The following is a 24,905-nucleotide window of genomic DNA, read 5'->3' as shown; positions in this document are numbered from 1 at the left end:
CCTACAAATCCCGTAGGCTCGTGCAAGCGAAGCGCCGCCGGGCAATAACGACCGGTTAATTCAATCCTTCCGCTTTCAGCGCCGCGGCCACCGCAGGGCGCTCCGCCATACGCGTCATATATGCTGCGATATGGTCTAACCCGTCCAGATTCAGCTTAACCGCACGCGCCCAGCGCAGCACGGTAAAGAGATACGCATCGGCAATGGTGAAGCGTGCCCCGCAGATATACTGGTCGTCCTTCAATGACTCATTGACGTACTGCAGCTTTTTCTCCAGCAGGGCGCGAACGGTCGGTTTGTACTCTTCCGGTGTATCCGGGCGGAACAACGGCGTAAATCCTTTATGCAGTTCGGTTGCAATGTAGTTCAGCCACTCGAGCGTTTTATAGCGTGAAACCGTACTTACCGGGGCCAGCAGCTGGCGATCGGGCACGCTGTCTGCCAGGTACTGCATAATGGCGACGCCTTCTGTCAGCAGGGTACCGTCATCCAGAAGCAGGGCCGGAACTTGTCCCTTCGGGTTAATCGCAAAAAAATCGTCGCCGTTTTCCAGGCGCTTTTTCATCAGGTCAACGCCGTCCAGCGTGAAATCTTTGCCGCTCTCGCGCAGGGTAATATGGGAAGCAAGAGAGCACGCGCCCGGTTTGTAGAACAGTTTCATCGGTAACTCCTTTTTGCTGAGGTTTCAGCTATGTTAGTGCGCAAGCAAACAAAAAAAAAGCCGCTAATAAATTAGCGGCTCATCGTTTCTCAATAACGTTACGCGGTAGCGGTTTCGGTCGCTTTCGTCGCTTTGTCGTCGTCCTGAGTCATACGGTTCAGCTTCGGTGCCGTCAGCAGCATCAAAGCCGCGATAACCGCCGTTGCGATACCAATCTGCAGGAAGACGGTGCCGTACACATTCAGTGAAACCAGCGGGTCAGTCACGTTCTCAGGCACCGCCATCAGGTTTGCGATCTTACCTGCGATGATGGCTGCACCGGCAGTGGTCAGGAACCAGCTACCCATGATGAAGCCCATCAGACGCTGTGGCACCAGCTGTGCAACCATCGCCAGACCCAGACCGGAGATCATCAGTTCACCGATAGACTGCAGGGCATAGCTCAGGATCAGCCAGTTAACGGAGACGATACCGGCGTCAGTCGCAAATTTGGTACCCAGTGGCAGCACGAGGAACGCACCAGAGCACAGCACCATACCGATGGCGAACTTGTGCGGCATTGGCAGACGGTCACCCATCTTGTTATAGATAGCCGCCAGAATTGGGCTACCAATCATGATCCAGAACGGGTTCAGCGCCTGATACTGCTCCGGCTCGAACGCGATACCCAGGATGGAGTGCTCAACGTTGCGAATAGCGAAGAAGTTCAGCGAGGTTGGCATCTGGCTGTAGAGCACGAAGAAGATAATCGCTTCCAGCATCAGAATGAAGGCCACAATCATCTTGCGACGGGCCGCACCTTGCATCGCGAAGGCTTCTTTCGCGAAGATGATGACGATACCCAGTGCCACCACGCCCAGAACGGCACGTGCAACACCCTGGTTATGCAGCAACCAGGTGGCGATGGCCGCGAGGATAACAACACCCACGATGGTGGCCAGCAGTTTGCCCATATGCACCGGTTCGAAATCAGGTTTTGAACCGTAGTCCTTAACCCAGCTACGGCAGAACAGGAAGTTCACAACGGTAATCAGCATACCGACAAAGCTCAGCGCAAACGCCACGCTCCAGCCGAATTTTGCGGCGAGCCATGGGGTTGCCAGCATGGAGAAGAATGAACCAATGTTGATGGACATGTAGTACATGGTGAATGCACCGTCCAGACGTGGGTCATCTTTGCTGTAGCAGGTAGAGAGCAGGGAAGACGGGTTCGCTTTGAACAATCCGTTACCGACGGCGATGGTTGCCATACCCATATAGACTACGGCTGCGTCATGACCAGACCAGGCAACCAGACCATAGCCGATTGCCAGAACAATGGCGCCCAGCATAATGACACGCTTCGTACCCAGAACTTTATCACCAAGCCAGCCGCCAATCGCGACCAGACCGTAAACGAGGGCACTGAATGAAGAGAACAGCGTGATGGAATCGGCTTCGGACATACCCAGCTGTTTTACCAGGTAAACCGCCATGATCCCTTGCAGGCCGTAATAACCAAAACGCTCCCATAACTCGATAGAGAAGATGAGATAGAACGCTTTTGGCTGTTTAAAAGCGTTCAAACTCACGCTTTCATCTGTTGGTTTATTGTTTGCAGTTGACACATATACCTCTTTTTTTACATCCCATATTAACGGGGGTGTTCATAGCGTGATGGTCGGAGTCCATCCGCTTTATAGTTATATTGGGAGGAGAAACGGCGGGTAATGTTCACTATCCTGACCCGTCTGGCAATACGTTTGTAATAATCTGTTACATATAACTGAGCCGCTATAATCCTCGGTTTCTGCAAATGTTATTCAGCGTTAAATTTCACACAATGGGTTTTGTTGGTTTTTTTGACTGCGAAAAACCGGCGGAGAGGGTTGTGTGGCGATATGTTCTGCTATTTACCGTTAAATGTAGTCATATAGCCCATATTCTGAAAAATGAGTGGTCTTATCTGCGGCTATTGAAGGATTACATCTTGTCTGGCAGAGGGTTTAGGTGGGATCTGACAACAAAAAATCAACATGAAGTTATCAGAGTGATCGCGATCACAAATGTATAGAAATTTTCGGTAGTGAAAAAACTATTAACCTGTTTGAGCGTTAAATGACCGAACAATTGACAGGGCGTAAGAGAACACAAGCGGACAACTTGCGGCCTAAAGGAAGGTTTTTAGTTAAGCCTTCCTTTAGTAAGGTCTTGATGATGCGAAAGTAAATAAATAGCGCCGTTCAGGGATACACTTTTTCTTTATATTCGCAGAGATCTTCAATGATACATGAGCCGCAGCGAGGCTTTCTGGCAATGCAGGTATAACGGCCATGCAGGATAAGCCAGTGATGACAGTCGACTTTGAATTCAGCGGGAACCACTTTTAACAGCTTCTCCTCCACCTGTTCGACATTTTTACCCGGAGCGAAGTTGGTTCGGTTAGCGACACGGAAAATATGGGTATCAACCGCGATGGTCGGCCAGCCAAACGCGGTGTTCAGTACCACATTCGCCGTTTTACGTCCCACACCCGGCAACGCTTCCAGCGCCTCGCGATCTTCCGGCACTTCACCACCGTGACGCTCCAGCAAAATGCGGCAGGTCTTAATGACGTTCTCCGCTTTGCTGTTAAACAGCCCGATGGTTTTGATATAAGACTTCACCCCTTCCACGCCCAGCTCCAGCATGGCTTTCGGGGTATTGGCCATCGGATAGAGCAGGGCGGTGGCCTTATTCACGCTCACGTCAGTGGCCTGAGCCGAAAGCAGCACTGCGATCAGCAGCTCAAACGGCGAAGTGAAATTCAGCTCAGTCGTCGGGTGCGGGTTTGCGTCCCGAAGACGGGTGAGGATCGCAATGCGCTTTTCTTTGTTCATGAGGCTTTCCCGGGTATCCCTTCCTGCACGCTGCGCTCAGCCGCGCGGCGCTTACGTTTTTCATCAATCAGGTATTTTATCGCCAGCATCATGCCAAGGCCAATAAACGCACCCGGTGGCAGCATAGCCAGCAGGAACGGCGTATCCGTATGAAACACCTCGATGCGTAAAACTTTAGCCCAGCTTCCCAGCAGCGCGTCTGCGCCGTCGAAGAGGGTACCGTTGCCAAGAATTTCACGCAGTGAGCCCAGAACGAACATCGCGCAGGTGGCTCCCATTCCGATGGAGAAACCATCCAGGGCCGACATCGCCGGGGTGTTCTTCACGGCAAAGGCTTCTGCACGCCCCACCACGATACAGTTGGTAACGATCAGCGGAATAAAAATCCCCAGTGACTGATACAGACCGAACGCGTAGGCGTTAATCAGCATTTGAACGATGCTCACCACTGACGCGATGATCATGACGTAAATCGGAATACGGATTTCCGACGGCGTCCAGCGGCGCAGGGTGGAAATGGAGAGGTTGGTCAGGGTCAGCACCAGCGTGGTGGCAAGCCCCAGCCCCAATGCGTTGGTAGCGGTGGATGTCACCGCCAGCAGCGGGCACAATCCCAGCAACTGTACCAGCGCGGAGTTGTTCTTCCACAACCCCTGGACAATAACCTCTTTAACCTGGCTCATGCTCACTCCTCACAGGCCGGAAGATTGTTAATCTGTGCAGGCAGCGTTTCTGCATACAACCCGGCACGTTTTACGGCATTCACGACGGCACGCGGCGTAATAGTGGCCCCGGTGAACTGGTCAAACTCGCCGCCATCTTTCTTGACGGCAAATGCCGGGTCCGCTTCGCCGTGGATCACCTTACCGGCAAAATGCAAAATCCAGTCGCTCAGGCGTGTCTCAATTTTATCCCCAAGGCCCGGCGTTTCGTGGTGTTGAGTCACGCGGGTACCCAACACGGTACCGGAAAAATCGGTACCCACAAGGAGCTGAATGGCACCGGAATACCCGTCTGGTGCCGTGGCCTCCATCACCACGCCCACCGCGTTATCGCCTTTACGGGCGATATAGAGACGATGCGGGCCTTTACCTAACTGCGGCGCCTGTACCACGTAACAGCTTTTCTGCAGGTCATTATCGTAGAAATCAGACGGCATCACCTGATCGAACAGCGCGCGTTGCTGCTTCGCGGCCTGTTCATCAATGGTCGTTTTGGTCAGTTCGTTCACCAGTGCCGTCATCCCGGTGAGGACAGCAGCGAAAATGGCCAGCGTGACGCCATGTTTTTGCATTGTTTTCAGCATCGCGAAACCCTTACCGATGGCCGTACACGCGCGGGCGCGTGTAGTAGTCAATGAGCGGAACGGTGATGTTGGCAAGCAGGACGGCGAACGCTACGCCATCCGGGTATCCGCCGAAACTGCGGATCAGCCACACCAGCAGACCGGCCAGCGCACCGAAGATCAGACGACCGCGATTGGTGGTCGAGGCGGTCACCGGATCGGTCAGAATAAAGAACGCGCCCAGCATGGTGGCACCAGAGAGCAGATGCATCTGCGGGCTCGCCAGGGATTCAGGGGAGAAGAGCCAGCCCAGCGTGGAGCAGACCGCGAGCGTGACCAGAAAGCTCACCGGAATATGCCAGCGGATCGCTTTCTGCTGCAGCAGGAACAGGCCGCCCAACAGATATGCCAGGTTAACCCACTGCCAGCCTGCACCGGCCAGCACGCCGCTGTAGATGGCTGATTGCATGATCTGCTCAACGCTGTGCCCGGCACGCAGGGACGTTTTAAACGTATCGAGCGGTGTGGCCTGGCTGACACCATCCACGCCCATACGCAACGCATTCATATCGGCACCGGACGCCGTATGGCCGGAAAAGATCACCTGAAGGGCATCCATAAAACCCGGCACCGTGGCGGCGATATCGTGCGGCGGCAGCCAGCTGGTCATTTGTACCGGGAAGGAGATAAGCAGTACCACGTAGCCGACCATCGCCGGGTTAAAGGGATTGTGGCCCAGCCCACCGTACAGCTGTTTGGCAATAATCACCGCAAACACCGTACCGAGCACGATCATCCACCACGGCGCAAACGGCGGAATACTGATGGCCAGCAGCAGGCCCGTCAGCAGAGCGGAGTTATCGCTGAGAATACGGGAGATGTTCATCTTACGCAGCTTCAGCACCAGCGCTTCGGCCGCTACGGCGCTGGCACAGCCCAGTGCTAACTGGAACAGGGTTCCCCAGCCGAAAAACCAGAACTGAACGGCAATACCCGGCAGTGCAGCCAGGCAGACCAGCATCATAATGCGCGACGTCTGGCGCTGGTTATGGGTGTAAGGGGAACTTGCGATTCTGAAAACCATTTAATCCTCGTTAACTGCTTGCTGTGCGGCTTTCTTCGCCTGAACGCGTGCAATCGCGGCGGCGACGGCGGCTTTGCGTGGATCGTCGTTCGCGGCAGGCTGTTGTACTTCCTGCTGAGCCGCTTTACGCGCTTTGGCCCGAGCGATGGCCGCTTCGACAGCGGCTTTGCGCGGATCGACTGGTGCCTATTGTGCAGCTTTAAGTGGTTGCTGTGCGGCTTTCTTTGCTTGAACGCGGGCGATCGCCGCTTCGACAGCCGCTCTGCAAGGATAGACAGGCGCATCAGATGCGCCTGTTTATCGGTGGCAACGCCGCTTACGAAGCGGCCATCGCTCGATCCAAACCTCAACGAGCGCTTCACCAGGATCTGTGGCCTCTTGCTCAACGACCACCTGCTGCTCTCCCGCTTTCCGTGCTTTGGCGCGGGCGATGGCCGCTTCAACGGCCGCTTTACGCGGATCGACACGGGTTTCTTCCGGTTGCCCTGTTTGCGCTTTTTCCGCCTGACGCGCGCGCGCCGCGGCCTTACGCGCTTCACGTGCGGCAATGGCTTCGCTGTTATCTGGCTTCTCACCGGCGGAGATCACCACAGGTTGCGCTGCGGTCGCTTTTTTCTCGCGCACGCGAGCCAGCGCCGCGTTAATGGCATCCTGATCTTTCTCGCCTGGCTGAACGGCAGCCTGCTTATGACGCTCCTGACGGGCCAGTTTTTCACGCTCCAGACGAGCCTGGCGGGCTTCAAAGCGGGCTTTCGCTTCGGCAGCGCGTTTTTCTTCCATCGAGATGGCATAAATCTCGGCCTTCTCCTGACGGAAGTACTGCACCAGCGGAATGTTGCTAGGGCAGACCCAGGCGCACGCGCCGCATTCGATGCAGTCAGCCAGATTATGCGCTTGCGCTTTATCGTGCAACTGACCTTTGCTGTACCAGTACAACTGCTGAGGAAGCAGATCGGCCGGGCAGGCATCGGCACAGGCGCTGCAGCGGATGCAGCCTTTCTCTTCCTGCTCTTCACCCATTTCGGTGGGGGAGGGGGCGAGCAGGCAGTTAGTGATTTTTACGACCGGAACGTCCAGCCACGGCAGGGTAAAGCCCATCAATGGGCCGCCCATGATCACCATCTGATCGCTGCCGGGACAGAATCCGGCCTGCTCCAGAAGATGACGAACCGGCGTGCCCAGACGCGCCCAGACGTTCCCCGGACGAGACACTGACTCGCCCGTCAGCGTCACCACGCGTTCGGTCAGGGGTTCACCGTCTATCACCGCGCGTTTCACGGCGTAGGCGGTACCCACGTTTTGCATCAGCACGCCAATATCCGACGAGCGGCCGCCATGGGGAACCTGCTTTCCGGTGAGTATTTGCGTCAGCTGTTTTGCCCCGCCCGACGGGTACTTGGTCGGAATGACGCGCAGGCTGATATCGTGGCTACCGGCGAGCACCGCGCGCAGCATGGAAATGGCCTGCGGTTTGTTATCCTCAATGCCAATCAGCACTTCACGAGGCTGCAGCACATGGGCGAGGATACGGATCCCCTCCACGACCTGCGCGGCGCAGTCCTGCATCAGACGGTCATCGGCGGTGATATAGGGTTCGCATTCGGCGGCGTTGATAATCAGGGTCTGAATTTTATCGCCGCCACCGCGCAGTTTGACGCCGGTCGGGAACCCTGCGCCACCCAGCCCGGCAACGCCGAACTGATGAATACGGTCGATAAGCGCTTCCCGTCTGCGGGCGCGGTAGTCGCTCCAGCCATCACGCTCGATCCAGCGGTCTTCGCCGTCGGCTTCAATAATGACGCTCAGTTCGGAGAGGGCTGACGGATGTGCAACGGTGTGAGGGGTAATCGCCACCACTTTACCGGATGTCGGGGCGTGGATCGGCAGCATACGCCCACGACCAAAGGTCAAGGGCTGGCCGCGAAGGACGGTATCGCCTTCTTTAACGCACAACTCACCCTCAGCGCCAATGTGCTGCTTCAGCGGCATGACGAAACGGGTCGCCAGCGGAATTTGACGCAGCGGCGTGCCGCTGGACTGGGTTTTCATCTCTGGCGGATGGATCCCGCCGTCAAAGTCCCAAATCTTCTCTTTTCTGAAAGCAGAAAATAACTTAAGCATGTTGTTCCACAGGAATATTGCGAACCGGAATGGTTTGAAGATCCCACTTCCAGCTTTCGGTAGTCGTTTCAACCGGGCGCAACTCAATACATTGCGTCGGGCAGGGTGCCACGCAGAGGTTACAGCCGGTGCACAGATCCGCCACAACGGTGTGCATGGCGCGGGTGGCGCCAACAATGGCGTCGACAGGGCATGCCTGAATACACTTGGTGCAGCCAATGCAGTTCGCTTCGTCAATCACCGCGAGGGCGCGCACGGGCTCCTGCACCTGTGCATCGCCGTCAATGGGTTGCGGGTCGACGTTTAGCAGCGCTGCAATTTTCAGCATTACCGCTTCGCCACCTGGCGCACAGCGGTTGATTTTCTCACCCTGAATACCCACGGCTTCTGCATAGGGACGACAGCCAGGATAGCCGCACTGCCCACACTGGCTTTGCGGCAAAAGCTCATCGATTTTTTCAACAACAGGATCGTCCTCCACCGCGAATCGGCGGGAGGCGTAACCCAGAATCAGGCCAAACACCAACCCCAGCACGCTGATGGAGGCGATGGCAATCCAGATGGTATTCATTACAACTTCACCAGACCACTAAAGCCCATAAAGGCCAGAGACATTAAACCTGCGGTCACCAGCGCAATCGCGTTTCCGCGAAAGGGCGCAGGGATATCCGCTGCGGCGAGGCGCTCACGAATAGAGGCAAACAGCACCATCACCAGCGAGAAACCGACGGCGGCAGAAAAACCGTACAGCGCCGACTGCATGAAATTATGCCCGAGATTAATGTTCAACAGCGCTACGCCAAGAACGGCACAGTTGGTGGTGATCAACGGCAGAAAGATACCCAGCAGACGATAGAGCGCCGGACTGGTTTTACGCACCACCATTTCGGTAAATTGCACCACCACGGCAATGACCAGAATGAAGGCCAGCGTACGGAGATAGACTAAACCCAGCGGGATGAGGATCCAGGTATCAATCAACCAGGCGCAGATGGACGCCATCGTCATCACGAAGGTGGTTGCCAGCCCCATGCCCATTGCCGTTTCCAGCTTTTTGGACACGCCCATAAACGGACACAGGCCAAGGAACTTCACCAGAACGAAGTTGTTAACCAGCACTGTGCCGACAAAGAGCAGTAAGTAATCGGTCATTATTCAGCCTGAAATAAAAAAGCCGCCTATTATCGGATAAACCACAACAGGCGACAACAGGTTATCTGTAAGGTTATTACGGATTCACGAAGGTGTTCTTCACCCGCGTCGAACGCTTGAAATAGGGCACCAGAAGCGCCGCCGCCAGTAACGGGAAAAGCAGCTGACGAACGGCCAGCGCGTCCGAAACCGGTGAAAAAGCAAAGGCTTTCACCGCCAGCAGTACGGAAACGAGCAGCCAGATGATGTAGTGCTTAGGCACATTTTTGCGGCGTTTAAAGAACGCAATGGTTAGCCACAGCGTGTAGTACCACATGCCAATGGCGAAGACGAACGACACGAACCACAGCGTAATATTCAGCACACTTTGCGACATCAGGGTCTGGATTGCATGAGGGGTAACCAGCGCGGTGGTATAAAGCAGCAGCGCAAGTGATGCGCTTAATAAGGCAACCAGCAGCCATGCCAGTGGGGCGATTAACCAGCCTCCAATTCTTTCTCCAGGCGTTGCGGTCATGAACTCTCCCATAAATCTGCGCGAAATGTTGTACAGCCAGTTTGCAGGGCGGAGAGTATATAACATTTCGCGCGGATGGCTACTTTCTTATAAAACGTAACGCCATACGGACTTAGGCACTTCGCCGACGTTAAACAAACGGCCACCGGAGACCAGCTCCGCACGGCGATGATCCGCTGCACGATACATATTGATGATGTCCTGATTATCCGACAGCGTGTAGTTCAGGTGGTCAAACAGTTTTTCCAGGCTCTCAAGGGAATTGATCTTGCGAAATTTTAATAAATAGTCCTGAACTGTCATATTAATAAGTTTCCATATAAAAGTGAGTCATACCCGTTAAGGTAATTCGTTTGAATAATAAACGGATTAATAAAGACGTAAACTGCCCACTCAGGTAACGCGACTAAATTAGGAGTTTTCTTTGCGAAAGATTCAGGCATCTGATGATGCCTGGAAGAGAAGGTTAACCGTGTTCACCAGGAGTGGGGCTTTGTTGAATAAATCGAACTTTTGCTGAGTTGAAGGATCAGATCACGTATCTTCCCGACAACGCAGACCGTTCCGTGGCAAAGCAAAAGTTCAAAATCACCAACTGGCCCACCTACAATAAAGCCCTCATCAACCGTGGCTCCATAACTTTCTGGCTGGATGATGAAGCTATTCAGGCCTGGTATGAGTCAGCAACACCTTCTTCACGAGGCAGACCTCAGCGCTATTCTGACCTTGCCATCACTACTGTGCTGGTCATTAAACGCGTATTCAGGCTGACCCTGCGGGCTGCGCAGGGCTTTATTGATTCCATTTTTTCTCTGATGAACGTTCCGCTACGCTGCCCGGATTACAGCTGTGTCAGCAGGCGGGCAAAGTCGGTTAATGTCAGTTTCAAAACGCCCACCCGGGGTGAAATCGCACACCTGGTAATTGATTCCACCGGGCTGAAGGTCTTCGGTGAAGGCGAGTGGAAAGTCAAAAAGCATGGCCAGGAACGCCGCCGTATCTGGCGTAAGCTGCATCTCGCCGTTGACAGTAAAACACATGAAATCATCTGCGCTGACCTGTCGCTGAACAACGTTACGGACTCAGAGGCCTTCCCCGGGTTAATCCGGCAAACCCACCGGAAAATCAGGTCAGCCGCCGCCGATGGCGCTTACGATACCCGGCTATGTCACGATGAACTGCGGCGTAAGAAAATCAGCGCGCTTATCCCTCCCCGAAAAGGTGCGGGTTACTGGCCCGGTGAATATGCAGACCGTAACCGTGCAGTGGCTAATCAGCGAATGACCGGGAGTAATGCGCGGTGGAAATGGACAACAGATTACAACCGTCGCTCGATAGCGGAAACGGCGATGTACCGGGTAAAACAGCTGTTCGGGGGTTCACTGACGCTGCGTGACTACGATGGTCAGGTTGCGGAGGCTATGGCCCTGGTACGAGCGCTGAACAAAATGACGAAAGCAGGTATACCTGAAAGCGTGCGTATTGCCTGAAAACACAACCCGCTACGGGGGAGACTTACCCGAAATCTGATTTATTCAACAAAGCCCAGGAGTGGCAATAAGTAACTGACATATTATGTCACTCTTTATTACCGTAACCGGTTACTTAGGTTGGGCGACAGTGACAGGCTCCGGCGGTTGGTAGTTATCGATGTGGCTGGCAACGCCAAGCAAAATGACCGATACCCCAAGAACAATCCATCCCGCTAATTCAATGATTCGATTAATAATTGACGTCATAATTCGTGTTTGTAATTTATCCATAAATACCGGTTGCAAATGTTACAGCGCCAGGGGGGAGACAGCAAGTGCTTTGGGAACGGTTCCCTTAAGCACAATCAGCGGGTTAACCCCATATAACAAAAACAACCGGAGCAGGATGCTATTTTAAGTCATATGGCACATGCTTAATCTGTCATGAGGCCAGGTTAGCCAGTGTGAAATAAGAACATCACAGGAGAGGGCAACACTATGAGTGATAGCATCCGTGTCGGGCTTATTGGTTACGGGTATGCGAGCAAAACATTCCATGCGCCGTTAATTGCCGGTACGCCGGGAATGGCGCTGGCGGCGGTGTCGAGCAGCGATGCCACCAAGGTGCATGCCGACTGGCCCACCGTTCCGGTTGTCTCTGAGCCTAAGCACCTTTTCAATGATCCGAATATCGATTTAATTGTGATCCCCACGCCGAACGACACCCATTTCCCGCTGGCGAAGGCGGCGCTGGAAGCCGGTAAGCATGTCGTCGTCGATAAACCCTTTACCGTGACGTTGTCTCAGGCACGCGAGCTGGATGCGCTGGCGAAAAGCCTTGGCAGACTGCTGTCGGTGTTTCATAACCGCCGCTGGGACAGCGATTTTCTCACGGTAAAAGCGCTGCTCAGCGAGGGAACGCTCGGGGAGATAACCTTCTTTGAATCGCACTTTGATCGTTTCCGGCCGCAGGTGCGAAACCGCTGGCGTGAGCAAGCCGGGCCAGGCAGCGGCATCTGGTACGATTTAGCCCCACACCTGCTCGACCAGGCCGTGAATCTGTTTGGCCTGCCGGTGAGTATGACGGTCGATCTGGCCCAGCTCAGACCCGGCGCGCAAACGACCGATTATTTTCATGCCATCCTGAGCTACCCGCAACGGCGGATAGTGCTGCACGGAACGATGGTTGCGGCTGCGGAATCTGCGCGTTATATCATTCACGGCACGCGGGGGAGCTATGTGAAGTTTGGTCTGGATCCGCAGGAAGACCGGCTGAAAAACGGCGAGCGTTTGCCTCAGGAAGACTGGGGATATGATATGCGAGACGGGGTAGTGACCAAAGTGGAGGGGGAGACGCTGGTGGAAGAAACCTTGCTGACGAGCCCGGGGAACTACCCGGCATATTATGCGGCCGTGCGTGATGCGCTGAACGGCACGGGGGAAAACCCGGTACCAGCCAGTCAGGCGATTCAGATTATGGAGTTGATTGAACTGGGCATTGAATCTGCCAAACATCGCGCCACGCTCTGTCTGGCATAAGTTTTGTTGGCCGGGTAGGGCGTAGCCGCCACCCGGCAAAGGGGTTACGCGTTTGCCACCTTATCACGAAGCGCCTGCTTCTCTTCTGGCGTGAGGAAGGCCATCTCCAGCCCATTAATCTGCGCCTGGCGGATCTGTTCGCGGCTCAGGCCCGCCTGCGGTGCGGCGACAGTGTACTCGTGGATAATGTCCACGCCCTGTACCGCCGGGTCATCGGTATTCAGCGAGGCCAGCACGCCGTGCTCAAGGAAGGTTTTCAGCGGGTGCTTATCCAGCGCGGGCACGGTGCTGGTCTGAATATTGGAGGTCAGGCAGGATTCAATCCCGATACGTTGCTCGGCCAGGAAGTCCATCAGGGCGCGATCTTCCACCGCTTTTACACCGTGACCGATACGCTCGGCACCCAGTTCACGGATGGCCTGCCAGATGCTCTCCGGCCCCGCCGCTTCACCGGCGTGAACGGTTACATGCCAGCCGGCATCACGTGCGCGGTTGAAATGTGAAAGGAACAGGCTGCCCGGGAAGCCCAGTTCATCCCCGGCCAGGTCGACGGCGGTGATCGCGTCACGATGCGCCAGCAGCGCTTCCAGTTCCTGCAGACAGGCCGCTTCGCCGAAGGTACGGCTCATGATGCCAATCAAACGGGCCTGCACATCGAAGGCTTTACACCCTTCACGGACACCTTCAATAACGGCTTCAACCACGCCTGCAACGGGCAGGCTGTGGGTCATCGCCATATAGCCTGGCGAAAAGCGCAGTTCGACATAATGCAGGCCGTTACGGGCGGCATCTTCGATATTCTCAAAAGCGACACGGCGACAGGCATCCAGTGAGGCCAGCATCTTTACGCCCCAGTCGAGTTTGCTCAAAAAACTGACCAGATCCGGTTCATTAGAGGTGACCTGAACGTGCGGGATCAGGGTTTCAAGCGATTGAGCAGGGAGCGTTAAATTGTACTGGCGGCCAAGATCGAGGATGGTTTGGGCACGAATGTTACCGTCAAGGTGACGATGAATATCTGTTAAAGGCAGGCGTGTATCAATCATGGTCGCACTCTTTTCTGGTTAAAGTGCGCCACATTATAAAAACAAAACGAGGTAAAAAGCTATTTGCGCAAGGGAATATTCCGTTGCGCAAACAAACTACAGGAGCGTGTTGATACCCGCAATCAGCCGCTGCACCCCTTGTTCCAGCTTGCTGCGCGGGCAGCCGGCATTCAGGCGGATAAAACCGATGCCTTCGTTTCCATAGGTATATCCCGGCATAATGGCGACTTTTTGCTGCTCAATCAGTACGTTTTGCAGGGCGCGATCGTCAATATTTAACGGGCGCAGGTCAATCCAGGCGAGATAGGTCGCCTCGGGTGGCGTCCAGTTTAGTACCGGAAAAGCGCTGTTCATTTCACGTGCGATAAATTTCAGGTTCTCTTCCAGATAGTCGCGCAGCGCGGCAAGCCACGGCTCACCCTGCTGATAGGCGGCAATATGCGCCGTCAGTGCCAGCACGGAGGGAGAGGAGAGGCCGTCACGGCCTTTTAGCGCGCTCAGATACGCATTACGGCTCTCCTCATCGCCTATTAACCCATATGCGCCGGTCAGTGCCGGGATATTAAAGCTCTTGGAGCCTGAGGTCAGCAGTGCCCATTTACCGCGCGCGACCTTGTTCCATGGCGTGTGGCGATGTTCTCCCCATACCATGTCCATATGAATTTCATCGCTTATCACCGCCACGTCATAGCGTGCGCACAGTTCAGCCATCTGCGCCAGCTCCTCCTGCGTCCAGACCTTGCCGGTCGGGTTTTGCGGGCTGCACAGCAGCAATATTTTGTTTTCCGGTTTCGCCAGGGCGGCCTCAAGCGCGGCCATATTTCCCTGCCAGCCCGTCGCCTGTTTCTCCATCGTCACTGGCACTACGTGGCGCGCATTGCCTTCAATGGCTTTATAAAACGCGTCATAAGCCGGGGTATGCACCACCACACCGTCTCCCGGCATCGACCACAGGCGAATCAGCTCAGAGACCATATAGATCACGGAAGGGCCATAAACAACGGTTTCAGTATCAATCCGGCTGTTAAAACGTTGCTGGAACCAGTGCGCCACCGCGGCCAGGAATTCTTCGTTTTTCCAGCGGCTGTAGCCAAACACGCGGTGATCAATACGTTGATGTAGCGCATCGATAATGCAGGGGGCGGTGGCGAAATCCATATCAGAGATCGTAAAGGGCAGCAGGTCGGCGGCACCAAAACGGTCGGCAACATAATCCCACTGTGTACACCAGGTGCCGTGGCGATCGACAACGGTCGAGAAATCAAACATGACGTATGTCCTTAAAGTAAAACCCCCTCAGCGTGAGGGGGTGAGGCATCAGGCTTCGACTGTGCGCATCAGGGTGGCCAGCTCATCTTTGACCGACTGCACCTGCGGGCCGATAACCACCTGCAAATTGTGCTGATTCAACTGTACCACGCCGATTGCCCGGTTGGCTTTCAGGGCATTGGTATCCACTTTCGACATATCCGCCACCGACAGACGCAGACGGGTAATGCAGTTATCCAGAGAGGTAATGTTATCCGCACCGCCCAGCGCCGCCAGAATTGCCGGCGTGTTATAACCCGATTTACCCACTGTACCGGCAACGGCCTGTTCCACGCTGGTGGCGGTTTCGGCATCGCGGCCTGGCGTTTTCAGGTTAAAGCGGGTGATGGCGAAGCGGAAGATACCGTAGTACACCACGAACCAGATCGCCGCCACGACCGGCACGAGATACCACTTGGTGGACAAACCATGCAGGATGCCGAACACCACGAAATCAATTACGTTGCCGTCGGTGTTCACTGAAGTGTAATGGGTATAATTGATATTTGCCGATGTACACTGTGAACAATCAGGTTACTGCAATGTTGAAAATTACAGCTCCCACTCAACTGTGTATGCCGGAAGGAAGCCAAAGACAAGATTGTAAATCCCTTTGAATTTCTCCGTTGTTACCAACACCCCACACAATCATCATCCCTCTTTTATCAAGGCATGATTTCCGTTGCCCCCTTTCACTCCTTCTGATATGATAATGAGTTATTATAAATATTTCCGTAAACTTTGTTCCGTAGTATTTCTCTCCTCGAAAACATCCCCAACGTCAGATGCAAGGCGGCTTTGCGCTATCGCAAATGCCATCGTTTTACCGTGGTTTTAGGTAGTAACTATGTAGGGGGTGTGATCTGTTTCTGAGTACAAAAAGGTTAATTTAACAATGATGCAACAATCACAAACCCTATTCGAATCGTCGGTTTTATCGGCAACAAGTTTTCGTACCGTCTACCATGAACACGGACGTTACAAAACAATTAATGGCAACTCCTTTGTTCATGATGGTCATGCATACCGGATTAACACAAGAATCGGCTCTGGTGTTCGTCATGACATACTTATTTCAACAATCAACGAACTGAACGCAATCCTGAAGCTCTACAGTCGAGTGTTCCTTACCCGTTTTGATCTCCACCTCCCTGAGTTCACTTCTGTTGAAGCAGGTAACAAATACATACGCAACTTGTTCAAACGATTACGTGACCGCCTAGGGTCTGGGAATAACGGTTTATCGGAACCTATTATCGATTTTGCTTACGGTTGGGTTTGCGAACAGGAAAAGGCTTCACAACCCCATTACCATTGCTGGATTGCACTTCCACATCGTTCGGTAAGATGGTTTGGAACGCCAGAAAGAGGGATCGCTGGTATTATTACGGAAATCTGGATGAAACTGACAGGTGGTAAAGCAACGCTGGTAAACTTGGCTAAAGCCACTAAAGACTATCCCGATCACTACGTCATTCATCGTGAACATCCTTCATCACTCGAAGGTCCGGTATTCTGGCTTTCTTACCTGGCAAAAGAACGCGGTAAAGCGCAAACAGGGAAGGGAACGCGCATGTACTCAACATCAAAATTGAGTAGCAAAGTACTGAATTCGTAAATATCGCACAGGAAGCCCGTAGCGCGTTTTTCTTTCCAAGGTATGCAATCGCATTACCCATATCATGAAAATCGCTTACAGCCTCGATCAGAGCGTTTTAAGGCATGATTTGTTCCTGGTTAACTTTATGCTTCGGTCAGATGCATGATAGTTCAACTATAGTTGCTATGCTGATACATTCATATATTACTTCAAAATTCCGAGCGCAGCGAGGGACACGAACGTAGTGAGTGTCTGTGTACTATGTACTGTTTATAATATTTATATTTTATATATAGAAAAAACAGTACATTTCCGTATGTTTTTTAATCAACGCTAACTATCCGTCTTCGCTTCGCTTGACGGAACTCGCTTCGCTCGCGGTCTTGTTTTTGGGTTGTTGGAACGTGCCCGTCATTCTTGATGCATGTTCCAGTTCCCTTTAATCGTAGGAAGACTTAATCCCACTTTTTGCTTGGCTGAGACCTCTTCATATTGGCTTCCAGAAGTCGCTTACGAATATCTGTTGCAACCGCCTAACTTTTACCTACCTTCCTTGCTCGGTCAAGACCTTCTTTAGTTCTCTATGCAATGTGTAGTCTATTGATATAATTAGTATTTTATTCGAGGTTATGTAATTGTGTGAAAAAGGATGAAAAACACACTTTTTGTATTAGCATTAGCCTCCGTTGACCTGCTCCCCGTTGATTAGTACACCCCGATGTTAGTAATGTCTTCATAAGCCACATGAGGACATCCCCATGAAGAAGTCGTTTTTCCGACGAACAGATCATCAGTATTCTCCGCGAAGCCGAAGCTGGGGTACCCGCCCGTGAACTCTGCCGCAAGCATGCCATTTCCGATGCCACGTTTTTACACCTGGCGTAAGAAGTATGGCGGTATGGAGGTGCCTGAAGTTAAGCGCCTGAAGTCGCTTGAGGAAGAGAACACCAGACTCAAGAAGCTGCTTGCCGAAGCCATGCTGGATAAAGAGGCGCTTCAGGTGGCTCTTGGGCGAAAGTACTGACGACAGACCAGAAGCGGGAAGCCGTGATGTTGATGTGTGATGCGACCGGTCTGTCGCAACGTCGTGCCTGCAGGCTTACAGGTTTATCCCTGTCGACCTGCCGCTATGAGGCTCACCGTCCGGCTGCTGATGCGCATTTATCAGGGCGCATCACTGAGCTGGCACTGGAGCGCAGGCGTTTTGGCTACCGTCGTATTTGGCATTTGCTGCGCCGTGAAGGGCTTCATGTTAATCATAAGCGCGTGTACCGGCTTTATCACCTCAGTGGCCTGGGCGTAAAACGCAGAAGACGTCGTAAAGGGCTGGCAACAGAACGTCTGCCGCTGCTCCGTCCGGCGGCGCCCAATCTGACCTGGTCGATGGATTTCCTCATGGACGCACTTTCCACCGGTCGCAGGATCAAGTGTCTTACCTGCGTCGATGATTTCACAAAGGAATGCCTGACGGTCACTGTTGCCTTTGGGATTTCAGGCGTTCAGGTCACGCGTATTCTGGACAGCATTGCACTGTTTCGAGGCTATCCGGCGACGATAAGAACTGACCAGGGGCCGGAGTTCACTTGCCGTGCACTGGATCAATGGGCCTTTGAGCATGGTGTTGAGTTGCGCTTAATCCAGCCGGGCAAGCCAACGCAGAACGGATTTATTGAGAGCTTTTAACGGACGATTTCGCGATGAATGTTTGAATGAGCACTGGTTCAGCGATATCGTTCATGCCAGGAAAATTATTAATGACTGGCGGCAGGATTATAACGAATGCCGCCCGCACTCCACGCTGAATTATCAGACACCGTCTGAATTTGCAGCGGGCTGGAGAAAGGGTCATTCTGAGAATGAAGATTCCGACGTTACTAACTGAGTGTTGTATCTAATCGTGGGGGCAGGTCAGGGCAGCAAATACTGTTATCAAGTCCGTTTTTAACACAAAAGCTCTTTCTTGATTCGGTAAAAGGTGGCGCGGCTGATACCTGCCGCTTTCATGATGTGGGCTGGTTTAACATTCTGCGCCAGCATTTCGCGAACAGTTTCACGGGCTTCCATATCTTTTTCTTTCCCCGTATACAAACCTGCCAGTTTTGCTCTCTCGATCCCCTGTGCCTGGCGTTTACGGCGGGTTTCATAATCTTGTCGTGCCATTGTCGCAAGGATATCGATCAGCATAGCATTGACTGCCCGAAGAATGCCGCTAGTAAGGTCGTTACCAGACATTTCAACCATCTGCCAGCTTGTTGGCAAATCCATCGAAACAATAACCAGTCCTTTACTGTTCAGCGTAGCTTTGAGTTCAGCCCATTCTTCATGTTGAAGACGACTGAGACGGTCAATCGCTTCAATTAGAAGCAAATCGCCAGGCCGTGCTTCGGCAAGTAGGTGCATCAGTTCCACACGTTCCAGCTTCGCACCGCTGGCATTCTCAATGTATTCTCCGGCTACTTGCCAGTTTTTGCTTTGCGCAAATTCGCGCAGGCTAACTAATGCACGATCAGCATGTTGGCCTTCGGTAGATGCACGGCAATAGATACGGACATTCATTATGCATTCTCTTTTGAGTATTAAATTGATACCCATATGATACAGTGCGTGTTTTTATTGTCAATAGAGTCAAATTTAACCCTATTGATACTGTGTGTCATGGTCTTTATCAGGTATACCTAAAAGAGATATTGTTCGGATGGTATTCAGATCTTGCTTGGGGTATACGATTTGGTCAGTTTCTGTAGCTGAAGCACTCCGGTTTCATTTCAGCAGGTCTTAATCAAATTCAGTGTGCCATACATGCGGCACGAAAAAGTCTGGCATCAATGTGACCAGTTCTATCACCCACCACAGTCACTACAGTGGCCACACAGTTGGGGACCCAAAGGATGTTGTTTACCATTTTGCAATGGTTGACAGCTACCCGAAAGCAACTCCTCTTCGAGAGCGCTCAATTCCTCAGTTAATCGGGTTTGCAATTTTAGTTTGTTGAACCCATCCACACTGGGCGTAAGTGTATAGTTGTGATAACTGTCAACTTTTCTTCTCTCTTCTGTTCAGAATAAATTAATGTTCAGGCGTTATGATAAATAGATGTTATCGCCACCATGGCGCGGTCTTTACAGGAATAAATCTCACCATTTTTATATTTTCACCACAGTACCTCAAAATTTCATATACCAAAACTGAACTTGGCCGGGTAGTATTGGCTGCTTAGTATTAACTGTAGATGCTGTTATTAGGAGTTTCAGGTGCAGGTAAACAAACTTACGGATGATATTGATATTAGTTCTCATGAGCGTTTCCTCGCGGCCCGTAAAAGCACATGGGTTAGTGTGCTTGTTAATTGTTTTCTGACATCCGGGCAAGTGATTACTGGCGTATTTTCCGGATCTCAGGGGCTTATTGCGGATGGTATCCATTCTCTGTCTGATTTAGTTTCAGACTTTGTGGTGCTTATTGCTAATCATAAAAGTAAAAAAAATCCCGATGATGACCATCACTACGGGCATCATCGTTATGAAAATGGTGCATCATTAATTCTGGGGACAATTTTATTCATTGTTGGCATCGGGATGTTATGGTCAGCAGCAAATAAAATGCAACAACCAGATGATATTCCTCAGGTACATATTGTTGCTCTGTGGGTGGCCTTAGCCGCACTGGTTATCAAAGAGCTTCTTTTTCGCTATATGCTGGCAGTAGCAACCCGAGTAAAATCCACTATGCTGGTTGCCAATGCCTGGCATGCCCGCTCTGATGCCGCCTCATCTTTGGTGGTGGCTATTGGTATTATTGGTAGTTTATCAGGGTTTAAATTGCTTGATCCGGTAGCTGCACTGGTTGTGGGACTGATTGTGACCAGAATGGGATATTCATTTATGTCAGATTCGCTTCATGACTTGATGGACAGGGCCGTGGATATTGAAACTGAAAATAGTATAAAAACAACATTATTGTCCACGCCTGGGGTCGAAGGCATCCATGACCTCAAGACCAGAAAAATGGGGGACCTTGTTGTGGTTGATGTTCATCTGGAAATTGATGGTGATTTATCAGTGAAAGTAGGACATGACATTGCTGTTTTGGCCAGGAAATCAGTTTTAGATAATCATCATGTTTTAAATGTTATGACACATGTTGACCCTTATTTTAAAGGTGATAATAGTCCTGGTTGCGGGGGCAAATAATCCTGAAAAATAATATGAATGCTGCTGTTTTTTGAGAAGATTGGGAAGGGATTATTTTTTTGCGCAATATTACCCCTTCTGACTGTGAAAACGAGAGTAAACAATATGGAGGCTATTATGAGAAAAATTATGCGTACTGTTGTGATAGGAGCCACCCTTCTTTTATCCCCCTGTGTAATGGCTGGTTCTGACGGTGTTGAACATGCCATGAAGATGATGAATAAAAGCTACCGCGCAGCACTTAAGGAGGAGGACGTTACATCCTTCAGGAAAGATATGCGGGAACTGAAAGCAACAGCAGAGTCCATCCTGAACAGCCCTGTAGAAGGGTATGACAGGGAAACGTATGTTGCAGGCATGTCACTTCTAATTGATGAGGTAACTGCCGTTGAAAGTACCGCTGAGAAGGAAGGTCTTGACGCCGGGAAAATTGCAGCACAGAAACTAGGCAGTCTGATGAGAAAATACCACAATAAACTAGGTGTTGACTAAGACCGGGAATTATTCGGTGAAGGTAGATATGCTGGAAAGATATCCCTGAACTGACATGATACACGTGCCTGTAATCAAGCAGATAGCTATGCACTGGTGAGGAAATTTCACAACGTTATCTTATCTGCAAAATACATATAAAAATGTTGGGGTAACAAACATGCATTATCAATGCTACATATTTTAGTTTGTTGCCTCAACATAAGTTAAGTACCTATTGGTGTTGCGCGGGGTGGATTCAGGGGGCCAAATTATATTTGGTGGTCACGCGTCAGTCTGTGTTTTGTTTGTTGGTCATGATGACCTGCTCCCCGTTGATTAACACACTGATGCCCGTAATGTCTTCATCATCGGTATGAGACCCTCATTAAGATGCTTTTTTCCGGCAAATAAATCATCAGTATCCTCTTCGAGGCTGGAACAGGGATTCTAAGCCATGTGCTTTGCCGTAAGAAGATCATTTCCGACGTCACCTAATGTGGCTTGGTGAATGGATTTTGTCATGGCTGCACTCTTCATCGGTCGTCGGATTAAGTGCCGTACGATCCACGTCGCTTTTGGAATTTCAAGCGTTCAGATATAAGCATTCTGTACAGCATTGCGTTGTTTCGTGGCTATCTGGCGACGATAAGAACCACTCAGGAACCTGAATTTACCTGTCGAGTACTGGGCCTTTGAACATGGTTTGGATATTACTGAGTGCATCTTGGTTTTGAGAAGTTAAGGTTATCATTAATAAAAAGGCATAATATTGAGTGGTCAACCAACCTTAAAAAAGTGGCTAAATTATGAACGAAAATTTACGTAATGCTCTTCCTCACAAAAACACACCATTTCTACGTGTGCTGCATATCATCGTAGCTGTATTGATTTTATTGCAGATTATTAATTCAAACCTTACCGAAAGCGATGCGCTTAGTGACTATACTCTCACTGGGTTCGTAACATGGTTCCATGTTATCACTGATGTAGCCCCCTGAAACACCAGACAGTAGCTGTATCTCCAGATAAGAGATAGGCTTGAATATATGTCTAACACTAACACCAATTTTGAGATGACCGGGATCCTGTTAGGGCAAGAAGTCCGTAAACGTAAAACTCCTCAGGAGAAGATCGCCATTATCCAGCAGACGATGGAGCCGGGTATGAATGTCTCCCATGTCGCCCGCCTGCATGGTATCCAGCCCAGCCTGCTGTTTAAGTGGAAGAAGCAATATCAGGAAGGCAGCCTCACCGCCGTTGCGGCTGGAGAGGAAGTCGTTCCTGCTTCTGAGCTTACTGCTGCTCTGAAGCAGGTCCGGGAGCTTCAGCGCCTTCTGGGCAAGAAGACGATGGAAGTTGAGATCCTGAAAGAAGCCGTGGAGTACGGTCAGTCGCGAAAATGGATAGCGCACGCGCCCTTGTTGCCAAAGGACGGGGAATAGCCATGGTCAGCCGGACCATGGGGCGTGTCGCGTGCGCAACTGTCACTGCGGATTAACCGTTCTGCCGACTGGCAGGACAGGCGCTGTAACCGGCGTAATGAAGAAGCAGACGCAGAAATACTGTCGGCTATCCTCAACATTATCAGCGATATGCCGAGTTATGGTTATCGACGCGTGTGGGGCATCCTGCGCAAGCAACGTCGCACAGAGGGACAGCCACCTGTGAATGCCAAACGGCTTTACAGGATAATGAGCGAGCATAACCTGTTGTTGTTGCATCACAAACCAGAGCGACCGAAGCGTGAACATAAGGGCAAGATAGCGGTGGCAGAAAGCGATATGCGCTGGTGTTCAGATGGCTTCGAGTTCGGCTGCGACAACGGCGAAAAACTGCGGGTAACGTTCGCGCTGGACTGCTGCGACCGTGAGGCCATAGACTGGGCAGCAAGCACGGGAGGCTATGACAGTTCGACCGTGCAGGATGTGATGCTGAGGTCGGTGGAAAAGCGCTTCGGCGACAGGCTGCCCGACACAGCGGTGCAGTGGCTGACGGACAACGGTTCAGCATATACCGCGCATGAAACGCGGAGGTTCGCCAAAGAGCTGAATCTGGAGCCATGTACAACAGCGGTGAGCAGCCCGCAGAGCAATGGCATGGCCGAACGGTTCGTGAAGACGATGAAGGAAGACTATATCGCGTTCATGCCGAAACCGGATGTGAGAACAGCCCTGCGAAACCTTGCAGCGGCGTTCACGCATTACAATGAAAATCACCCGCATAGTGCGCTGGGATATCACTCTCCGAGAGAATACCGGCGGCAGCGGGCATCGTTAACTTAAGATACAAAAGCTGTCCGGAAATGGCGGGTCAAGATCAGTTCCATGTTATCACTGGGTTATCACTGATTGTCCTTGGGTTTGTCATGCTTGCATGGATGCTGACACAACGAGGATTTCGTTACTATTTTGCCTGGGTGGTCCTTGATTTTCGAGGTGTGGTTGAAGATATCAAAATGCTGATATCATTCCGTCTTCCTGAAGCTCATGCTGGTGGGATTGCTGCTCTGGTTCAGGGGCTTGGTGTACTTGCACTATTGGGCGTTGCATTATGTGGTGGATTCTGGTTTGCTCTCAATACTGCTCTTGGCACGTCACCTGTGCTGACAGAAACCGTCCTGCATGTGCATAAGTTTCTGACTGTATTTATTGAAACCTATTTCTGGGCACATGGTGCGATGGGGTTGCTGCATATCTTCCTCACCGTTCGTAGCCAAAGGAAAAATCCCGTTACCGAATAGTGCTGTAGGTTTATGATGGATAAGATGCCCTGTAATGGTTGGCTAAAACAGACTATAACCGCGCATTTATCCGTCAATGCATTTTCTATTTATCCGTAATTCCGATGAGTATGCGTATTTGAAGGAAAAAATATATGCATCTTGAACGACATAGTATCGAAAAAGTGGGATGGCTGAGGGCAGCTGTACTGGGGGCAAATGACGGAATTGTTTCGACAGCGAGCCTTGTTCTTGGGGTTGCATCTGCAAATAGCAGTCCTTCCGGTGTTTTACTTGCAGGTGTTGCAGGACTGGTTGCCGGAGCTATGTCAATGGCCACAGGGGAATATGTTTCCGTCTCATCTCAGGCGGATACCGAAAACGCAGCACTTGCCCAGGAAAAAAGGGAGCTGGAAACTGATTATCAGGGAGAGGTGCGGGAACTGACTTCACTTTATATGCAACGTGGACTGGAGCCAGAGCTTGCCCGGCAGGTTGCGGAGCAACTTATGGTCAAAGATGCCCTGGATGCTCATGCCCGTGAAGAACTGGGGTTGACGGATATAAATTCTGCACAGCCCCTACAGGCAGCTGTCTTTTCTGCCCTGAGTTTTTCCGCTGGTGCGGTGTTACCCTTAATCGTGGCATGGCTCTCCCCTCTGAAACTGGCTTTTTTGTTGATAATCCTTTCCACCCTTTTTTCACTGGCGGTCCTTGGCTATATATCTTCGGTTTTGAGTAAAGCCTCTCCTGTCAGGGCGATCATAAGAATTACGTTCTGGAGTACCATGGCTATGCTTTTGTCTATGGGGATTGGTCATTTTGCAGGGCAGGCCCTGCTTTAATGTTATGAAGCACAATTCGAGTACCATCTTACTG

Annotated in this window: 20 protein-coding genes and 7 pseudogenes; 11 read left to right on the top strand and 16 right to left on the bottom strand. The window is 51.7% G+C overall.

All coding sequences use genetic code 11. The features are described 5' to 3' along the window. Positions 1 to 55: 55 nt before the first annotated feature. From gstA to ydgT, 11 genes and pseudogenes are all read right to left on the bottom strand, one after another. Positions 56 to 661, bottom strand: coding sequence for a glutathione transferase GstA (gstA, locus tag ECL_RS11335; protein ID WP_013096906.1), 606 nt, complete (start codon positions 659 to 661; stop codon positions 56 to 58). Between the two features lie 98 nt (positions 662 to 759). After that, on the bottom strand, positions 760 to 2,268 hold the full coding sequence (gene dtpA, locus ECL_RS11330) for a dipeptide/tripeptide permease DtpA (RefSeq protein WP_013096905.1): 1,509 nt from the start codon (positions 2,266 to 2,268) through the stop codon (positions 760 to 762). A 615-nt stretch (positions 2,269 to 2,883) separates the two neighbouring features. Next, positions 2,884 to 3,519 carry an endonuclease III gene (gene nth, locus ECL_RS11325; protein ID WP_013096904.1) on the bottom strand — a complete coding sequence of 212 codons (636 nt, stop codon included), beginning with the start codon at positions 3,517 to 3,519 and terminating at the stop codon, positions 2,884 to 2,886. Next, positions 3,516 to 4,202: an electron transport complex subunit E gene (locus ECL_RS11320; RefSeq protein WP_013096903.1), complete on the bottom strand. Its 687-nt coding sequence runs from the start codon at positions 4,200 to 4,202 to the stop codon at positions 3,516 to 3,518. Before ECL_RS11320 ends, nth begins: the two co-directional genes overlap by 4 nt. A gap of 2 nt (positions 4,203 to 4,204) precedes the next feature. Next, positions 4,205 to 4,825 (bottom strand): electron transport complex subunit RsxG, encoded by a 621-nt coding sequence (gene rsxG / locus ECL_RS11315; protein WP_013096902.1) that lies wholly within the window; start codon positions 4,823 to 4,825, stop codon positions 4,205 to 4,207. 10 nt (positions 4,826 to 4,835) lie between these two features. Further along, positions 4,836 to 5,888, bottom strand: coding sequence for an electron transport complex subunit RsxD (rsxD, locus tag ECL_RS11310; protein ID WP_044158702.1), 1,053 nt, complete (start codon positions 5,886 to 5,888; stop codon positions 4,836 to 4,838). Continuing rightward, positions 5,889 to 8,009 (bottom strand): annotated as a pseudogene (rsxC, locus tag ECL_RS11305) (electron transport complex subunit RsxC). Continuing rightward, the gene (rsxB, locus tag ECL_RS11300; RefSeq protein ID WP_013096899.1) at positions 8,002 to 8,580 is read right to left on the bottom strand and encodes an electron transport complex subunit RsxB; all 579 of its coding nucleotides are present in this window, start codon (positions 8,578 to 8,580) and stop codon (positions 8,002 to 8,004) included. The pseudogene rsxC and the gene rsxB overlap by 8 nt, the downstream one beginning before the upstream one ends. Then, a complete protein-coding gene (rsxA, locus tag ECL_RS11295; protein ID WP_013096898.1) occupies positions 8,580 to 9,161 on the bottom strand; it encodes an electron transport complex subunit RsxA in 582 nt (193 codons plus the stop codon). Before rsxA ends, rsxB begins: the two co-directional genes overlap by 1 nt. A 76-nt stretch (positions 9,162 to 9,237) precedes the next feature. Then, positions 9,238 to 9,678 carry a DUF2569 domain-containing protein gene (locus tag ECL_RS11290; RefSeq protein ID WP_013096897.1) on the bottom strand — a complete coding sequence of 147 codons (441 nt, stop codon included), beginning with the start codon at positions 9,676 to 9,678 and terminating at the stop codon, positions 9,238 to 9,240. Between the two features lie 87 nt (positions 9,679 to 9,765). Continuing rightward, complete coding sequence (ydgT, locus tag ECL_RS11285) at positions 9,766 to 9,981, bottom strand: transcription modulator YdgT (protein ID WP_013096896.1); 216 nt, start codon at positions 9,979 to 9,981, stop codon at positions 9,766 to 9,768. Positions 9,982 to 10,199: 218 nt separating this feature from the next. On the opposite strand from ydgT, the gene ECL_RS11280 reads away from it, so the two are divergent. Then, positions 10,200 to 11,168, top strand: coding sequence for an IS5-like element IS903B family transposase (locus ECL_RS11280; protein ID WP_013087110.1), 969 nt, complete (start codon positions 10,200 to 10,202; stop codon positions 11,166 to 11,168). Between the two features lie 111 nt (positions 11,169 to 11,279). Here the strand turns inward: ECL_RS11280 and blr are convergent, their stop codons facing one another. Further along, positions 11,280 to 11,405, bottom strand: coding sequence for a division septum protein Blr (blr, locus tag ECL_RS11275; RefSeq protein ID WP_168112406.1), 126 nt, complete (start codon positions 11,403 to 11,405; stop codon positions 11,280 to 11,282). A gap of 243 nt (positions 11,406 to 11,648) precedes the next feature. Here blr and ECL_RS11270 point away from each other — a divergent pair, with 243 nt between their 5' ends. Continuing rightward, on the top strand, positions 11,649 to 12,689 hold the full coding sequence (locus tag ECL_RS11270; protein ID WP_013096894.1) for an oxidoreductase: 1,041 nt from the start codon (positions 11,649 to 11,651) through the stop codon (positions 12,687 to 12,689). Between the two features lie 44 nt (positions 12,690 to 12,733). Here the strand turns inward: ECL_RS11270 and add are convergent, their stop codons facing one another. The 3 genes and pseudogenes from add to ECL_RS11255 all read right to left on the bottom strand — a co-directional run. Next, the gene (gene add / locus ECL_RS11265) at positions 12,734 to 13,735 is read right to left on the bottom strand and encodes an adenosine deaminase (RefSeq protein WP_013096893.1); all 1,002 of its coding nucleotides are present in this window, start codon (positions 13,733 to 13,735) and stop codon (positions 12,734 to 12,736) included. A gap of 96 nt (positions 13,736 to 13,831) precedes the next feature. Beyond that, complete coding sequence (locus ECL_RS11260) at positions 13,832 to 15,004, bottom strand: MalY/PatB family protein (RefSeq protein WP_013096892.1); 1,173 nt, start codon at positions 15,002 to 15,004, stop codon at positions 13,832 to 13,834. A 48-nt stretch (positions 15,005 to 15,052) separates the two neighbouring features. Beyond that, a pseudogene (locus ECL_RS11255) lies at positions 15,053 to 15,520 on the bottom strand (glucose PTS transporter subunit EIIB); the annotation flags it as partial. Between the two features lie 418 nt (positions 15,521 to 15,938). Between ECL_RS11255 and ECL_RS11250 the strand changes: the two are divergent. Both ECL_RS11250 and ECL_RS11245 read left to right on the top strand, forming a co-directional pair. Continuing rightward, positions 15,939 to 16,661: a YagK/YfjJ domain-containing protein gene (locus tag ECL_RS11250; RefSeq protein ID WP_023280002.1), complete on the top strand. Its 723-nt coding sequence runs from the start codon at positions 15,939 to 15,941 to the stop codon at positions 16,659 to 16,661. Positions 16,662 to 17,429: 768 nt separating this feature from the next. Further along, positions 17,430 to 18,525, top strand: a pseudogene (locus ECL_RS11245) (IS3-like element ISSen4 family transposase). 59 nt (positions 18,526 to 18,584) lie between these two features. Here ECL_RS11245 and ECL_RS11240 read toward each other — a convergent pair. Beyond that, complete coding sequence (locus tag ECL_RS11240) at positions 18,585 to 19,199, bottom strand: recombinase family protein (RefSeq protein ID WP_007890845.1); 615 nt, start codon at positions 19,197 to 19,199, stop codon at positions 18,585 to 18,587. A 695-nt stretch (positions 19,200 to 19,894) separates the two neighbouring features. On the opposite strand from ECL_RS11240, the gene ECL_RS11235 reads away from it, so the two are divergent. The 7 genes and pseudogenes from ECL_RS11235 to ECL_RS11210 all read left to right on the top strand — a co-directional run bounded on the left by ECL_RS11235 (position 19,895) and on the right by ECL_RS11210 (position 24,871). Beyond that, the gene (locus ECL_RS11235; RefSeq protein ID WP_001198019.1) at positions 19,895 to 20,833 is read left to right on the top strand and encodes a cation diffusion facilitator family transporter; all 939 of its coding nucleotides are present in this window, start codon (positions 19,895 to 19,897) and stop codon (positions 20,831 to 20,833) included. Between the two features lie 117 nt (positions 20,834 to 20,950). Next, positions 20,951 to 21,325, top strand: a complete 375-nt coding sequence (locus ECL_RS11230; RefSeq protein WP_013096889.1) for a cytochrome b562 — start codon at positions 20,951 to 20,953, stop codon at positions 21,323 to 21,325. A gap of 463 nt (positions 21,326 to 21,788) precedes the next feature. After that, positions 21,789 to 22,019 (top strand): annotated as a pseudogene (locus ECL_RS27745) (IS3 family transposase); the annotation flags it as partial. A 94-nt stretch (positions 22,020 to 22,113) separates the two neighbouring features. After that, positions 22,114 to 22,299 (top strand): annotated as a pseudogene (locus tag ECL_RS27740) (cytochrome b/b6 domain-containing protein); the annotation flags it as partial. Between the two features lie 81 nt (positions 22,300 to 22,380). Continuing rightward, positions 22,381 to 23,589, top strand: a pseudogene (locus ECL_RS11220) (IS3 family transposase). A 38-nt stretch (positions 23,590 to 23,627) separates the two neighbouring features. Further along, positions 23,628 to 24,047 (top strand): annotated as a pseudogene (locus ECL_RS11215) (cytochrome b/b6 domain-containing protein); the annotation flags it as partial. 134 nt (positions 24,048 to 24,181) lie between these two features. Then, positions 24,182 to 24,871, top strand: coding sequence for a VIT1/CCC1 transporter family protein (locus ECL_RS11210; RefSeq protein WP_000549951.1), 690 nt, complete (start codon positions 24,182 to 24,184; stop codon positions 24,869 to 24,871). Positions 24,872 to 24,905 lie beyond the last annotated feature (34 nt).

Origin of the sequence: Enterobacter cloacae subsp. cloacae ATCC 13047, from assembly GCF_000025565.1 — a bacterium.
Taxonomy (GTDB): domain Bacteria; phylum Pseudomonadota; class Gammaproteobacteria; order Enterobacterales; family Enterobacteriaceae; genus Enterobacter; species Enterobacter cloacae.
Note: the sequence above shows the minus strand (reverse complement) of the source record. Positions and strands in the feature narration are given on the sequence as shown.

Coding starts and splice junctions, on each gene's coding strand:
- gstA (WP_013096906.1), bottom strand. CDS start 661: ATGAAACTGTTCTACAAACCGGGCGCGTGCTCTCTTGCTTCCCATATT.
- nth (WP_013096904.1), bottom strand. CDS start 3,519: ATGAACAAAGAAAAGCGCATTGCGATCCTCACCCGTCTTCGGGACGCA.
- ECL_RS11320 (WP_013096903.1), bottom strand. CDS start 4,202: ATGAGCCAGGTTAAAGAGGTTATTGTCCAGGGGTTGTGGAAGAACAAC.
- rsxG (WP_013096902.1), bottom strand. CDS start 4,825: ATGCTGAAAACAATGCAAAAACATGGCGTCACGCTGGCCATTTTCGCT.
- rsxD (WP_044158702.1), bottom strand. CDS start 5,888: ATGGTTTTCAGAATCGCAAGTTCCCCTTACACCCATAACCAGCGCCAG.
- rsxB (WP_013096899.1), bottom strand. CDS start 8,580: ATGAATACCATCTGGATTGCCATCGCCTCCATCAGCGTGCTGGGGTTG.
- rsxA (WP_013096898.1), bottom strand. CDS start 9,161: ATGACCGATTACTTACTGCTCTTTGTCGGCACAGTGCTGGTTAACAAC.
- ECL_RS11290 (WP_013096897.1), bottom strand. CDS start 9,678: ATGACCGCAACGCCTGGAGAAAGAATTGGAGGCTGGTTAATCGCCCCA.
- ydgT (WP_013096896.1), bottom strand. CDS start 9,981: ATGACAGTTCAGGACTATTTATTAAAATTTCGCAAGATCAATTCCCTT.
- ECL_RS11270 (WP_013096894.1), top strand. CDS start 11,649: ATGAGTGATAGCATCCGTGTCGGGCTTATTGGTTACGGGTATGCGAGC.
- add (WP_013096893.1), bottom strand. CDS start 13,735: ATGATTGATACACGCCTGCCTTTAACAGATATTCATCGTCACCTTGAC.
- ECL_RS11260 (WP_013096892.1), bottom strand. CDS start 15,004: ATGTTTGATTTCTCGACCGTTGTCGATCGCCACGGCACCTGGTGTACA.
- ECL_RS11250 (WP_023280002.1), top strand. CDS start 15,939: ATGATGCAACAATCACAAACCCTATTCGAATCGTCGGTTTTATCGGCA.
- ECL_RS11240 (WP_007890845.1), bottom strand. CDS start 19,199: ATGAATGTCCGTATCTATTGCCGTGCATCTACCGAAGGCCAACATGCT.
- ECL_RS11230 (WP_013096889.1), top strand. CDS start 20,951: ATGAGAAAAATTATGCGTACTGTTGTGATAGGAGCCACCCTTCTTTTA.
- ECL_RS11210 (WP_000549951.1), top strand. CDS start 24,182: ATGCATCTTGAACGACATAGTATCGAAAAAGTGGGATGGCTGAGGGCA.